Here is a 14,464-nt window from a genome sequence, read left to right as displayed (position 1 = left end):
TCCATATAATTTTAAATTTTAATTAGTTACTCCTTTTCCGCAATATTGTAACTAATTTACCTTGGCCGTTATTCTACATTTATGTGTTTCCGATTTTCTCTTGATAACCCGTCTTGATAATATATTGTACTATTATTTTTATACTTTTGCATTTTTGAAGTATATTAGTTATATTAAATTATATTAAATTATATTAATTAATTAAATTATATTATAAACTATATTTTTGAATTTATAATTGTTTGTTATTATAATTGTTTGTTATAATTTAGTATGTAAGTTAAATATATGATGAAAACTTTATTATACTTAAATTCGTTATTTATACTTATTACGATTTGATTATCTGATTATTTAATCGAGAATTATCAATTAATAATTATTTCAATATTATTTCAATATTATTTGAATGATACATTAAATATAAATATTCATTTTTCAAATATTAATACGAGTACTATGATACAATATTATTAAATTCAATATTATTAAAATTCATTTTAATACGTTATAATACGTTATAATACTTTAATAAGAGGTAAATTATGAAAAACGTTTCAATTGGTTTATACGGCAATTTCAAAGACGCAGGAAAGGAAATTGGAAAAAAAGGAACTTCAACCGATATAACTCTTTATAACTATAAAAAAGACGATGATTCTGTAGTATATATTGAGCCTACAAGGTATCCTGAAAGAATTCATCCTTTAATTTATGCAATAAATATGACAGAATATGCGCTTCTGTTTATCGATGAATTAACCCAGGATATTGCGGAAACCTTATTGGCACTTGACATGTGTGGAGTTAAAAGAGGATTTATCGTAGCTGGTGAATATATTGATTTAGAGCAGTTAAAAGCAATATTAAGTGCTACTTCAATGAAAGACTTTGAAATAATCGAAAAAGATTACATAGTTATCCGTGAAAAAATGGCAGCATTGCCTGAAGTAAAACCTGAAGGCGAAGAAATTCAAAAAATACCAATAGACCATTTCTTCTCCGTTAAAAGTGTCGGTACTGTGATATTAGGCAAAGTGGATAAGGGAGAAGTCGCTGTTCACGATAATTTAACCATGTACCCAACAACAAAGAAAGCAATGGTTAAAAGTATGCAGGTTCACGATAAAGATGTTAAAGAAGCTCCAAAAGGTTCAAGAGTAGGACTTGCATTGAAAGGCGTTTCTGTAGAAGATTTAGATCGTGGTATGATCTTATCAAAAGATGAATTAAGCGTTTCAGATGAATTAAGCGTTACAATGAAGTGGAACCCATACATGAACAAGGAAATAAACGCAGGCGAAGGCTACCAAATCGTAGTTGGTTTACAATCTGTAAGCTGTACTGTAGAAGAGAAAAACGGCGATGATTTGAAATTAAAATTGTTAAAACCAGTAGTTTATGAAAAAGGCGATAATTTAGTACTTTTAGACGGAAGTGCAAAAGTTAGAATTATGGGCGTTTCAAAAATTCAATAAGATAAAATAATACTATAAAAAAATAATATAATTCATACCAAAAAGATATGATAAAAGATAATAAAATAAAAAAATAAATTAATAAATTAATAAAATAATGAAAATTAAAATAAAAAATAATATATCCAATATTAAAAAGATAATAGTTTAAAATAATAATCAAAATAATAAGGGTGTGTCTATGATACTTTTAAACGAAGATACCAGAGTTATTGTTCAGGGGATTACTGGAAATCAGGGTAGATTCCATACAAAAAACATGTTAGAAGCAAATACAAATGTTGTTGCAGGTGTAACGCCAGGTAAAAAGGGTCAAAATGTTCAAGGCGTACCAGTTTTTGATTCAGTTTTAGAAACTGTTGAAGAATATGACGCTAATGCTTCAGTAATATTTATTCCAGCACCTTTTGCAAAAGATGCAGCTTTTGAAGCTATTGACGCAGGTTTAAAGCTGGTTACAATCATAACAGAGCACATACCTGTTCAAGATGCCATCGATATTGTAAATTATGGCAAAAAATGCGGTGTTGATATCATAGGACCTAATACTCCAGGTTTAGCATCTCCAAAAGTTGGAAAAATGGGTATCATACCAATGAGTGTTTTAAAAGAAGGTAACATCGGAATGGTTTCAAGAAGTGGAACTTTAACCTACGAGGTTGCAAACCAATTAACTCAAAATGGACATGGACAGTCAACCTGTGTTGGAATAGGTGGCGACCCAATCATTGGTTTAAGATACATGGAGATATTGGAAAGATTTGAAAAAGACAATGAAACAGACGCAATTGTTATGATAGGAGAAATTGGAGGCTCTGCTGAAGAAGAAACAGCGGAAAAATTAATCCATAAGATGAAAAAACCTGTAATTTCATACATTGCCGGACAATCTGCACCTGAAGGAAAAAGAATGGGTCACGCTGGTGCAATAATTGAAAAAGGAGCAGGAACTGCGCAAAGTAAAATGAAAGCACTCGAAGAAGCTGGCGCATTAGTTGCTAAGAAAATTTCAGAAATTCCTACTTTAATAAATGAAGTAATTTAATATTTTATTAAATATTAATTATTAAATATTAAATTATTAATATTAATACCCAACATTAATATTTTTATAAATTTATAAGTTTTATAACTTTGAATTACGATTCTTTAAGTTTAAGTTTATATTTTGATTTTAATTTAGTTTTAATCTTATTTGAACCCGTGACTCATATGGTATATTTAAATAATTAAAAGAATTATATACATCTAACGTATACATTACTCGCTAAGATTGTGAGGGGTAATAAATGGACATATTGGCTATTGAAATAATTGTCTTGTACCTAATATTTTTAGACATGATAAGAGAAACACATCGACGTTATATATACTATCAAGCTAAACAAGTTTGTAAAAAATTAGATGCACACGGGTTGCATTATGTATTACTTGCTTTTTTTTATAAGTATTTGGAGTATAAAATATATGATTTTTATTATGTTTTATCGTGGGGGTTATATCGATTACATTTAAACAATTATATATTTAAATTAACGCCTAAAAAATTTAGTAACGCAAGTTTAAGTGCAATTTTGGAAGATGTTATCGATTATATCCAACAGAATGAATCGATTAAAGAATATGGAGGAACTTTAAATTTTAAAATTAAAAAAGGAATCCGTGAAACCCAGGGAAAATGTATTCTTAGCATTAATCTCGAGAATTCAAATGAAACCGAAAATCTCAAAAATAACTCCAAAATCTTGAATAACGTCATTGATTCAGATAATGATAATTTTAGTTATACAATATACGAAGAAATTTCCGAAGAAATCAAAAGAGAACTTGAAACTAAATTTAAGTATTTCCAAGATAATGTATTGGTAGTTGTATGCAACAGGGAAGTTTACTAACATCCATTTTCGTTTATTTAAATTTTTATTCTTCTTTTTAAATTAATCATTTTTCAAACTTCAAACTAATCAATTTCAATTTTTCGATATTTCTTTAATTATATATATCATAATTTATGTATATTTGATAATAAATTAAAAAAATTTAATTTACGTTATATTCAATTATACAATTATACAAAATTAGACTATAAAAATAGACTATAAAAATAGACTATAAAATTATGATTTATAAATAGTGATTCATATGGACTATAATAAACTAGAAAATGAAAGTATAAACCGATTAATCGTAAGATACGCAATTCCTGCTACCGTAGGAATGTTGGTTAGTGGAATTTACACTGTAGTGGATGGTATTTTCGTAGGAAATTACGTGGGTTCTTACGGGCTGGCAAGTATAGCTTTTGCTTGGCCATTTTTGATATCTATTTATGGTATAGGTATTATGTTCGGTTTAGGGGGCGCAACGTTAATTTCAATCAATTTAGGTATGAAAAATAAAGACGAAGCCGAAAAAATCCTATCAACTACCTTTTTATACATGATAATTGTTTCAGCAATCATAATGTTAACCGGAATGCCCATAACTGAAATTTTGTTGAAAATTATCGGAGCTAAGGGTATTTACTTTACAGAGGCTTTAAATTACTCTAGTATATTCATATATGGTGCCATAATAACCTTGAGTACTGTAGCATTCGACAGCTTGGTTAGGAATGATGGATTCCCTACTAAAGCAATGTATGCAATGACTACGGGCGCCATATTAAATATTATACTAGATGGCTTATTCATAGCAATCTTAGGTTATGGAATTATGGGTGCAGCAATTGCCACGTTATTGTCTCAATCTGTAGTTTTTATAATATATCTTGAGCATTTTCTTTGTGGCAAATCAAATTTAAGGCTAAAATTATTCGAAAAATTTGATAAAACGAAAAATAATACAATTAATTCTGTAAAGGACGATATAAATACTAAGAATAATGATAAGAATAATAAAAATAACGATAAACAAGATATAACAGATAATTTTAAAGATAACATTAAAGATAACATTAAAGATAACATTAAAGATAATTTAAAATATAAACCATTAAATAATTATAAAAATAAAAAAGAAGAGATAATGGATTCTCTAAAAAATGTCCATACTGTTAAAAAAATAGCATTTGCAGGTTTTCCAGGATTTTTAGGGGAGTTCGCATTTGCTTTATTGGTATTTATTCATAATATACAATTTTTAGCATATGGTACTTCATTAGATGTCTCTGCATTCGGTACTGTTTCTTACGTATCAGGTTTGGCATTTTTCGTAATATATGGTGTTTCTTTAGGTGTTCAACCACTTATAAGTTACAATTACGGTGCCGACAAGATTGAGAGGGTAAGAGAAATCTTCAAAAAAGCATCCTTAATAAATTTAGCACTGGGTTTAGTCATATATGCTATTGTAAATATCTTTGCGGAGCTTTTGGTACGTTTATTCAATAGTTCGGACTTATTATTCATAAATACATCCATGTTTGGATTAAAAATACATTCGATATATTTTATAATCGTAGGAGTTACGTTGATATCTATAACTTATTTCCAATCCGTTTACAAGTACAAAACATCCGTATTTTTAATGTTGTCTCGTTCTACAATATTTTTAATACCTTTAATTCTAATATTGCCTCAATATTATGGAGTAACCGGAATTTGGTATGCCATGCCTATCGCAGAGTATATTGCTTTGGTTGTTTCGTTGATACTTGTTAAACGCCATCTCTTTGACTCTAAGACCTTTAATAAGTCGGAAATTAAACACGTAGACGAATAATATATAAAAAAAGCTATATCGTATAGGCAATTACAGGGATATCTAAAAATCAAAGAATACGTTAAATACGTTAAATACGTTAAATAAAATTAAAAATAGAAATATTTTTTATTATTTATTATTTATTATTTATTTATTATTTGTTTTTCCTCATCTCTCGGATGTGTTTTATTAATAATTCAGGATTTTTTTCATCCTTTTTAATTATTAAATTTTCTTTTTCATCATTTTGAATATCTTCGGCAGTTACAGCTGTTTCTACAGTATTAGTTCCTTTTGAACTATTTATTTTAATTTTTCTTTCTTTTTTGATTTCAGTAATCTTTTCGCCTGATTCTTGAAGGCTATTTTTCAATAACTTAGCAAGTGGATGTTCTGATTCTAAATCAAATAATTTTCCGTTAAATCTTCTACCGATAACATAAACTTCAGCGCTTTCGCCCCTTGAAGCTTTTGGTTTTGTAGTAATAACTTTATCAAAGTATGTACTGACTAAATCTGTATATTTATTAAATAAATCGCCCTGGAATACTTTAACTACGAAGTTACCACCTTTTTTTAGTACTCTGGTAGATGTCATAAGTGCCATTGTAGTTAATATCAATGAGCAGGTGTGGTCAACGTCCCAAACTCCACTAACGTTTGGCGAAGCATCGCAAATTATTACGTCAGGGTTTCTTGGTAAGTGAGATACTGCTTCCTTAAGTATCTCTTCTTTGGTCATATCACCCTTAATAGCTATGACGTTGTCATAATTAAGAGGTTTAACTTTTTGAAGATCGATACCTACGACAAAGCCCTCTTCACCGACTATTTCACGAGCTGACTGTAGCCAACCGCCAGGTGCGCAACCTAGGTCGATTACTACGTTGTCTTCTTTAATAAAATTGAATTTTTCATTCAATTGAAATAGTTTGTAGGTGGCTCTTGACCTATATTGATTTTTTTTAGCCAAATTGTAGTAGAAATCTCTTTTTCTTTGAAGTACCCATCTTTTATCCTTTTTTCCCATGATTACACCTTTATCTTTAAATCTTATCGTTAATTTTCTTTAAGTTTTATCTTTAAGTTTTATCTTTAAGTTTTATCTTTAATTTTATTATTAATTTGTATAAAGTTGGGTATATCCGAATATCTCATACGAATATACTCTTCACTATCTTTTAAAATATAATTTAAAGTATGTTAATTAAAACAGTAACGTATATTAAATTATAAATAAATATTAAATCAACAAAATTGTATGCTTTAATCGTACATTAACCATTAGCTGTTATTATATATAAATATAAATAAAAAATATATAATAAAGTATACTAAATTATACTAAATTATGGTAAATTCTAGTAATTGTACTAAAGTATGATAAATATTTTAAGTATACTATTTATTAAATTTCATAATTATTTGGTGAAACATGATTAAATTAATTTATACGGGTGATATAACATATTCTTCTAGTTTAAAACCACTTTCTGCGTCTTCCTCGGTAACATACATAGAAGGAATGGCAAATGGAAAAACCATTAGAATAGTTATTGATACATCTACAAAAGATAAAAAGGAGTTTTTAATAAATAAATTTAACAGTTTGGGCGTAAAACTTGAAAATATTGATTATGTAATCAATACTCATCATCATTACGACCATATTGAAAATAACGAGTTATTTAAAAATGCGAGAATTATAACCTACAATAATTACAAAGATTTTGAAGAAGGGCTCTCAAAATATGGAATAAAGATTATGGAAGTTCTAGGGCATACTATGGATAGTATTGCGATAATATATGGGGATTATATAGTTTCTGGTGACGCCATACCTGTAAAAAACAATATTTTTAAAAATTTACCGCCTAAAGTACATGAAGATAAGGAATTAGCAACAGAATCCCTAAATAAAATTAAAAATTTACGTAAGAATATAATAACTGGACATGATGGTTTATTGAATATTGAAGATTACGCTGATTATTAAATAATTAAGAATTAACCATTATTTAATGAATAACTAAATAAATAATAATAAATAAAGTAAAATACTAAATAAATGTAAACCAATACTAAAATAAAAAGAAAAATAGAATAATAAAAAATAGAATAATAAATAAAAAGAAACAATATGCTACGATATAATTGTAGTAATTGATGGGATATAATGATATTGACCTTTTTAGGAACAAGTGCTTCAGTACCCACAAAAGAAAGAGCACATACAGGATTAGCTTTAAGATATAATGGAGAATATTTTTTATTTGATTGCGGAGAAAATGTTCAACGTCAAATGATGAATACGAATGTATCGCCTATGAAAATAAATAATATATTCATATCTCATTTGCATGGGGACCATGTTTTAGGATTGGGCGGTTTATTACAATCCATGGCATTATCAAACAGAAAAAGACCATTAAAAATATATGGGCCTCCAAAAACGGCAGAAATGATTGAATATATTTTAAAAATAGGTTATCATTCAATTAGTTATGACATAGAAGTTTTAGAGTTAGAATTAAAGCCTAATAAAATACTTTCAACCAATAAGTCAGGTAATGGCTATGAAATATACTGTTATCCGACTAATCATTCAGTGCCTTCACTTGCATATGTATTTAAGGAATTAAAAGCTCCTAAAATGGATATGAATAAGGTTAGAGAATTTGGAATTGAAATAGGTTCTAAATTAAAAGATTTAAAAGATGGAAATAGTGTTGAAATAGAAGTTTTTGAGGATGGAAAAGCCATTAAAAAAACCATAATGCCTGAGGATGTGCTTGTATCAAATACCGACGGTGCGTCATTTGCCTATTCAGGAGATACTAGACCAGTTTATAATTTTGCAAAATTTTTAAATGATTTAAATTGTAAAGTTTTAGTTCACGAGGCCACCTTTGATAGTTCACTTTTAGAAAATGCCTTAGAAACTATGCACTCCACTTTTGAGGAAGCTTTGAAGATTTCAGAAATTTCCGGTGTTAAGCAGTTGATTATAACACACATATCAGCTCGTTATAGGTCCGTTAAAGCATATGAAACAGAAATTGATACATATTTGGAAAAGTCCACAGTACATGGCAAAAATATTAAAATAGAAATTGCAAGAGATTTTATGGAATATGACTTAAAAAAATTGAAAGTTTTAAATTCTAACAAATAATTATAAAATATTATACGTTATTATACATATTATAATTTATTTGGATAATTTAACGTATTATAATTTATTTAGCTTATTTAGCTTACTATAAACTATTAAAAAATAGAGGTGTTTATCAAATGTATTTTGAACAACCAGGTGTGGAAAATACGGAAGAAACTTTAAAATGTGCAATAGATAGGTTAAAAGAAGATGAGTCCCTTAATGACATTGTATTGGCATCTACAACGGGTAAAACAGCTTTAAAGTTAATAGATATGATAAATAACTCTGGAATTACTAGAAAAATAAATTTAGTTGCAGTAACTTATCATCAGGGATTTTCTGGTGAAGATATTAACCCAATGACGGAAGAAACAGAAAATGAGTTAAAAAGTAAGGGTGCAAAGGTAGTAAGAGCTACGCACGCTTTGAGCGGTGTTGAAAGGGGTATTTCCAAAAAATTTGGAGGATACGGTCCTGTGGAAATAATCGCAGAAACTTTAAGGACTTTTGGACAAGGCTTGAAAGTAGCATACGAAGTAACGGTTATGGCTGCTGATTCTGGCTACATATCAACTAAAAAGGATATAATTGCATTGGGTGGCTCAAGTAAGGGTTCAGACTGTGCAGTGATTATAAAACCCGCTAATATGAATAACTTTTTTGAAATTGCATTAAAAGAAATACTTTGTAAGCCTAAAAATAAAAAGAAAACTATATAACTAATTTATAATATATTAAAATACCTAATGGGTATTAGTATTATAAATATTTCTTTAATTACTAATATTTTGGATAAATACGATTATATAGTAAATTTTACAATATATTATTTAGAATCTTTTATAATTGTATTAGATTATATCTAATTATATCTAAAATATTTAGGATTATACCTAATTTGTATTTTAGATTACATCAAAATTATATTTATTAATTATCGAGGGTATGATACAATGAGCTTTAAAGACGTTAAGTTAACAGAAATGGTAGAATTACACGGTTGAGCTTGTAAATTACCAAATACTGAGCTTGAAGTACTTGTTAAAGGTATAGTTGATGAAAAAGATATTAAAAATGTTAAAGTAGGTTTAGGCGATGATTCCTCAGTTATAATCCGTAACGGAATGGCAATTGCCAAAACAGTTGACGTATTTACGCCCATTGTAGATGACCCTTATACGCAGGGAAAAATAGCAGCTTGTAACTCTACGAGCGACATTTACGCAATGGGGCTAACGGATGTAATTGGCGTACTAGTAATAATGGGAATACCTATGAATCTCCCCATCGAAGCCGCAAGGGAAATGCTAAGAGGCTTCCAGGACTTTTGCAGAGACAATGAAACATCTATAATCGGCGGTCACACCATATTGAATCCAGTGCCTATAATCGGCGGTTCTGTAACGGGTATAGGCAAAGAAGAAGACGTTTTGATGAAATCTGGTGCAAAACCTAATAGTGCCCTTATTTTAACAAAACCTCTGGGGAATCAAACTGCTATGGCATTATCTCGTGTCACTGACGAATATTTGGATATGCTAGATTTAGACAAAGCTGAAATTAGCAGAATTGTTGATTTTGCGGTTGAATTAATGACTTTATCCAACAGAAAGGCACTTTTAGTATTAAGGGAGCTTGAGGCTGAATTAGGTATAAAAATAGCTAATTCAATGACTGATGTAACCGGTTTTGGTATATTGGGACACTCTCAAGAAATGGCGGAGCAAAGTGGTGTAGATATTATAATCGACGCATTACCAATCATTAAAGGTACGGATGAATTAGCATCTATGTTTGGACATGCTTTAATGACTGGCAGGGGTGCTGAAACAGCTGGTGGACTGTTAATTTCAGTAGATTCAAAATATGCAGAAGATTTAGTTAAAAAACTCCAAGACAACGATTGCTATGCTTTTAAAGTGGGCAAAGTTGTTGAAGTAGGCGTTAGTGACGAAAATAATAATGCCGATAATGAACATAATCAATTAAATAATATAAAACAAGGAAAAGCTCAACTATCTGATGATTTTAAAATAATCAACGTTTAATTGCACATGCAACCATTATTTATCCTAACCTTTTGGAGGATTTTTAATTGGTTGTACAACTGATTTTAAGTAATATTTTTAGAGATCTAACTTTTTTGAAATATATTATATGATAATTTAAAAATCAATTAAAAACTAATTAAGTCTAATTAAGTCTAATTAAGTCTAATTAATGTTAGCGAATACTAATTAAGATTAATTAAAAATTAGTAAAAAAATAATATTTTGGGGAAAGTACAACTATTCTAAGTAATGACTAATTTGATATTAGGGGATTTATTGTCCGTATCTTATTATTTATAGGTTATTATCTATTTTTTAAAGAAATCACTATAATTTTTTGAGACAATAATTTTTTCATTGTTTTTATTTTTAAGATTAATTTCAAATTTAAGCGTTTTGGGGTATGCAATTCCGTTACTTTCAATGTGATTTCTTACATCTTCAATAACCACATTTAATTCATCAGTTACTGATTCATTTGTAGTTTTATCTGTATTGTATGCAATATATAACTCTTCTTTATCGTTATTATAGCTTACAATAGATACCTGAACGTCTGAATTTATCCTTGCTTCCAAATATTTTAAATTTAACTGTTTACCGCTATTTTGAGGCATGTTGACTTCATCGTCACCGCCGATACATCCCGAAAATGATAATGTAACACAAAGATAAAATAATATTATGGGGATAGTAACAAGTTTTTTAAAATTCACATACTCACCTCACTAATATATTGTCATTTGGAGTATATAACCTTTACATATAATCATAATACTATCAATAATACTACTCCATTTTATAAAAGACTATTTATCTTTTTTTGGAAAGGCATACGCACTAATTAGCGCAGATATCAATGTAGAAAATATAATTATCCAACCAACGGATAGATAATTTAATAAAACCATTGAATTTATCATATTGATTAAAGAACCAACTAGTAAAGCAATTATAACTATTTTTAGGACTTTTCTGGAGTCTTTAATTGCAGGAATTAATAAACCAATAAACATTGCGTATAGTGCGATACCCAAACAAGATTGAATTGACGAAGGCAATCCTTCTGCTACAAAAACACCTAAAAATGTTCCGAAAACCCATGCCATAAACCCAATTAGATTTAAAGACAATACGTATTCCGGACACAACTTTTTAGGAACCGTATTGCCTGAATCGTCCGTATGGTTATTATTCTTGTTATTTTTAGTGTTTTTTAACGAAGCTACTACGAAAGACTCGTCTGTTATGCCAAAAGATAGTGCACTTAAAAACTTTCTAGATTTGTGTTGATAGTCCATCTGTTGAGATAATGAAGAGGATAGTAATAAATGCCTTAAATTCAATATAAACGTTGTAATTACTATTTCAAAAGATGAAGAACCCAATGCAATTAGATTTACGCCTATAAACTGACTAGCCCCTGCAAATACAATAACGGACATTAATATACATATATAATCTGGAATCCCTATTGATTTTGCCAATATCCCAAAAGCAACGGCTATGGGTATGTAACCGATAGATATCGGCATTGCATCTTCAAATCCTTCAAAATAGCTATGGTATTTACTATATTTTTCATCATTCTTATATTTTTTAAAATTTAAATATTTTTTATATCCCTTATGATGCTTACTTTTATTTTTATTTTTATTTCCATCCATATTTTCATTATTTGTACTGTTATTTCGCATAGAATCCCTATTATACCTTAATTACTAGTTAGTTAATTAGATTATTTAAAAATAATGTAAATAAATTATTTTAATTTAGTTTAAGTTATTTCAAATATTTCAATATTTCTTCTGAACCTTCAGTGGGCTCCACAACTCCGCCATACACTTTTTCAACGATTTCTTCGATTTTTTCAAATTTGTAGGTCTCATTGTTTTTACAAGCTTGAATAACCATTGGACATTCCAAGAAATCTGCACTATTAATTAGTGTATTTTTTTTAATTGGGAACAAACTCAAGAAATTTACGATATTTACATTGTTTATCTTATCAAAATCTGTCATAAAATGATTGAATATTAGATTTTTGTATCCTTCTCTTTTACAATGGTCTAAAAGCGTAAATAAATATCTATTACATAATTTTATGCAAGGATTATCATTTATAGCACCAATTATTTCATCAGATTCGATTTTTTCCATTTGTATATAGTTATGATTTAGATTTTTATTGTTTGATAAATTATGGGTCTCGATATACTCATTAATTTTACTTTTACTTTTATGTGGTAATATTACAGTATTTCCCGTATCTATTGTGGCACAATCGATATTAAAATACTTTGAAACACTATTTAGACTCGCTAAATCGTATTCACATTGAATTATATATAAGGACTTATCTAAAAATTTACTTTCAAATTTTGAAAAATCTAGACCTCTTTTTTCCAAAAATTCGATAGATTCTTTAGTTTTTTTATGTAATTTTTCGATATCAGATATATCTTCAACTCTAATTATTAAATTTTTGAATAACTCGTAATTTAAACTATTTTTAGTTCTATTTTTACTTTTACATTTGTTATTAGTTTTAGATTCCATATTTCTAATTTTTATTTCGTCTAATTTTCTTAATTTTCTAGAGTTGTTTATTTTTTTAATAATAATTTCTTTATTGTAGCTTTTTCTAAATTTGTTAATATTTTTATTGTCATTTAACGAATAGTTGTATGTATCCATCATGTAATTAATTAAATCGTTATCATTAACTATTTTTTCCCGTAACTTGCCGATTACCCAACCACCAGGTCCAATAATCCCCGATTTATCGGTTCTGGTAGATGTGTATAAATATAAAATAATTTTCCCGTCATTGTTTATATTATCCACTTTTTTAAATTCATAGTCTAATATACTAAAATTTAATATTTCAAGGCCAATTTCATCCCTGATTTCGAATATCTGCTTTGTTAAGAATGAAATAAAATTTTCCTTGTAATCTTCTCTTTTAGCACATTTTGAATCGTATTCGTGGTAAGCTCTTTCGTATTCCACAAATTCACCCTTATTGTCTATATATGTTGATATTTTAATTAGTTAGTTTATTTAATTTTTTGTTGGTTGTTTTTGGTTGTTTTTGGTTGTAATCAAGTCATTTAATCAATTTATTTAACTTAACCTATATCAATTTTTTTGAATTTTGCATCGACGACAATATGCCAAACTCCTGGCGAATATTTTTTTATGCGCACTATTTCGTATTTTTCAAGTTCAAACCCGTAAATGCCTCCGATAGACTTTAGCTGTTCGATAGGGCGACTATTTATAAGTTTTTCAGGTACTGTGTCGTGGTAGTGAATAGTTCCATAGTTTCCCAATAATTGGAATGCTTTTTCTAGGAATTCATTTGTTTTAACAACATAGCCCATTAAAATCCTATCTGCTTTCATATTAACTTTGTTTTCAGCATTATCGTTGGTGTTAGTATCTAAATTATCAAATTGGAAAGTTCTATTGTCGATGTTAATAGGTACGACAATATCTTCAACTTTGTTTAATTTGACGTTTTTGCACAAATGATGATATGAATTAGGGTTTAATTCTAAAGCATAAATTTTTTTGGGTTTCGAGTATTTTGCAAGAGGTATTGTAAAGTAACCAATCCCTGCAAACATGTCCACGACTATTTCATCGCTATTTGATTTATTTGCAATCCTTTTTCTTTCTTCAAGGTTTCCCATACTCCACATGATTTTTGAAGCATCGATACTAAATAAACAGCCGTGTTCTTTGTTTATTGTTTCTGTTTCAGTGCCGTACAATATTTTGGTCGTAGGAACTCTTAAATCGCCAGTTATATGCGTTTCATATTTTAAAATTGTTTTACAATTGGTCCTTTTTACTAATTCTTTTATTTCTGATTCGTTTAAATCATTTTTTACAATTAATATATCCCCTATTTTTTGATATTTTAATTTTTTAATGTCAGTCATAATTTTAACTTCCGATTAATTTATACTAGTTAATATTTACGCTATTTTCTCTATAAACTTTAATATACATTATTATATAATAAATTATTTGATTAATTAACTTTAAATACTAATTTTCAG

The 14,464-nt window shown here is 28.3% G+C and carries 13 protein-coding genes; 8 read left to right on the top strand and 5 right to left on the bottom strand.

Annotation, left to right across the window (positions count from 1 at the left end; genetic code table 11):
• Window positions 1–545: 545 nt before the first annotated feature.
• The 4 genes from J2127_RS05525 to J2127_RS05510 all read left to right on the top strand — a co-directional run bounded on the left by J2127_RS05525 (window position 546) and on the right by J2127_RS05510 (window position 5,201).
• Entirely contained in the window at window positions 546–1,478 is a 933-nt protein-coding gene (locus J2127_RS05525) for an EF-Tu/IF-2/RF-3 family GTPase (RefSeq protein WP_209732571.1), read from the top strand.
• A gap of 181 nt (window positions 1,479–1,659) precedes the next feature.
• Window positions 1,660–2,523 carry a succinate--CoA ligase subunit alpha gene (gene sucD / locus J2127_RS05520; protein WP_209732570.1) on the top strand — a complete coding sequence of 288 codons (864 nt, stop codon included), beginning with the start codon at window positions 1,660–1,662 and terminating at the stop codon, window positions 2,521–2,523.
• A 244-nt stretch (window positions 2,524–2,767) separates the two neighbouring features.
• Window positions 2,768–3,373 (top strand): hypothetical protein, encoded by a 606-nt coding sequence (locus J2127_RS05515; RefSeq protein ID WP_209732569.1) that lies wholly within the window; start codon window positions 2,768–2,770, stop codon window positions 3,371–3,373.
• Between the two features lie 247 nt (window positions 3,374–3,620).
• On the top strand, window positions 3,621–5,201 hold the full coding sequence (locus J2127_RS05510; protein WP_209732568.1) for an MATE family efflux transporter: 1,581 nt from the start codon (window positions 3,621–3,623) through the stop codon (window positions 5,199–5,201).
• A 136-nt stretch (window positions 5,202–5,337) separates the two neighbouring features.
• Here the strand turns inward: J2127_RS05510 and J2127_RS05505 are convergent, their stop codons facing one another.
• Entirely contained in the window at window positions 5,338–6,213 is an 876-nt protein-coding gene (locus J2127_RS05505; RefSeq protein WP_209732567.1) for an RlmE family RNA methyltransferase, read from the bottom strand.
• A 405-nt stretch (window positions 6,214–6,618) separates the two neighbouring features.
• Here J2127_RS05505 and J2127_RS05500 point away from each other — a divergent pair, with 405 nt between their 5' ends.
• From J2127_RS05500 to selD, 4 genes are all read left to right on the top strand, one after another.
• On the top strand, window positions 6,619–7,179 hold the full coding sequence (locus tag J2127_RS05500) for an MBL fold metallo-hydrolase (protein ID WP_209732566.1): 561 nt from the start codon (window positions 6,619–6,621) through the stop codon (window positions 7,177–7,179).
• Window positions 7,180–7,359: 180 nt separating this feature from the next.
• Entirely contained in the window at window positions 7,360–8,358 is a 999-nt protein-coding gene (gene rnz, locus J2127_RS05495; protein WP_209732565.1) for a ribonuclease Z, read from the top strand.
• A 119-nt stretch (window positions 8,359–8,477) separates the two neighbouring features.
• Window positions 8,478–9,062: a pyruvate kinase alpha/beta domain-containing protein gene (locus tag J2127_RS05490; protein ID WP_209732564.1), complete on the top strand. Its 585-nt coding sequence runs from the start codon at window positions 8,478–8,480 to the stop codon at window positions 9,060–9,062.
• A gap of 234 nt (window positions 9,063–9,296) precedes the next feature.
• On the top strand, window positions 9,297–10,391 hold the full coding sequence (gene selD / locus J2127_RS05485) for a selenide, water dikinase SelD (RefSeq protein WP_209732563.1): 1,095 nt from the start codon (window positions 9,297–9,299) through the stop codon (window positions 10,389–10,391).
• A gap of 311 nt (window positions 10,392–10,702) precedes the next feature.
• On the opposite strand, the gene J2127_RS05480 is transcribed toward selD, so the two are convergent.
• From J2127_RS05480 to taw2, 4 genes are all read right to left on the bottom strand, one after another.
• Complete coding sequence (locus J2127_RS05480; protein ID WP_209732562.1) at window positions 10,703–11,110, bottom strand: hypothetical protein; 408 nt, start codon at window positions 11,108–11,110, stop codon at window positions 10,703–10,705.
• Between the two features lie 93 nt (window positions 11,111–11,203).
• On the bottom strand, window positions 11,204–11,929 hold the full coding sequence (locus J2127_RS05475) for an AzlC family ABC transporter permease (RefSeq protein WP_432442927.1): 726 nt from the start codon (window positions 11,927–11,929) through the stop codon (window positions 11,204–11,206).
• A gap of 247 nt (window positions 11,930–12,176) precedes the next feature.
• Window positions 12,177–13,406, bottom strand: coding sequence for a hypothetical protein (locus J2127_RS05470; protein WP_209732561.1), 1,230 nt, complete (start codon window positions 13,404–13,406; stop codon window positions 12,177–12,179).
• Between the two features lie 119 nt (window positions 13,407–13,525).
• The gene (gene taw2, locus J2127_RS05465) at window positions 13,526–14,344 is read right to left on the bottom strand and encodes a tRNA(Phe) (4-demethylwyosine(37)-C(7)) aminocarboxypropyltransferase Taw2 (RefSeq protein ID WP_209732560.1); all 819 of its coding nucleotides are present in this window, start codon (window positions 14,342–14,344) and stop codon (window positions 13,526–13,528) included.
• Between the last annotated feature and the right edge of the window lie 120 nt (window positions 14,345–14,464).

It is taken from the genome of Methanococcus voltae, from assembly GCF_017875395.1.
Taxonomy (GTDB): domain Archaea; phylum AGJL01; class Methanococci; order Methanococcales; family Methanococcaceae; genus Methanococcus; species Methanococcus voltae_C.
The sequence above is the reverse complement of the archived record's forward strand: the minus strand, read 5'-3'. Positions and strand labels throughout refer to the sequence as shown.

Coding starts and splice junctions, on each gene's coding strand:
- taw2 (WP_209732560.1), bottom strand. CDS start 14,344: ATGACTGACATTAAAAAATTAAAATATCAAAAAATAGGGGATATATTA.
- rnz (WP_209732565.1), top strand. CDS start 7,360: ATGATATTGACCTTTTTAGGAACAAGTGCTTCAGTACCCACAAAAGAA.
- J2127_RS05525 (WP_209732571.1), top strand. CDS start 546: ATGAAAAACGTTTCAATTGGTTTATACGGCAATTTCAAAGACGCAGGA.
- sucD (WP_209732570.1), top strand. CDS start 1,660: ATGATACTTTTAAACGAAGATACCAGAGTTATTGTTCAGGGGATTACT.
- J2127_RS05475 (WP_432442927.1), bottom strand. CDS start 11,929: ATGCCGATATCTATCGGTTACATACCCATAGCCGTTGCTTTTGGGATA.
- J2127_RS05505 (WP_209732567.1), bottom strand. CDS start 6,213: ATGGGAAAAAAGGATAAAAGATGGGTACTTCAAAGAAAAAGAGATTTC.
- J2127_RS05500 (WP_209732566.1), top strand. CDS start 6,619: ATGATTAAATTAATTTATACGGGTGATATAACATATTCTTCTAGTTTA.
- J2127_RS05515 (WP_209732569.1), top strand. CDS start 2,768: ATGGACATATTGGCTATTGAAATAATTGTCTTGTACCTAATATTTTTA.
- J2127_RS05510 (WP_209732568.1), top strand. CDS start 3,621: ATGGACTATAATAAACTAGAAAATGAAAGTATAAACCGATTAATCGTA.
- J2127_RS05490 (WP_209732564.1), top strand. CDS start 8,478: ATGTATTTTGAACAACCAGGTGTGGAAAATACGGAAGAAACTTTAAAA.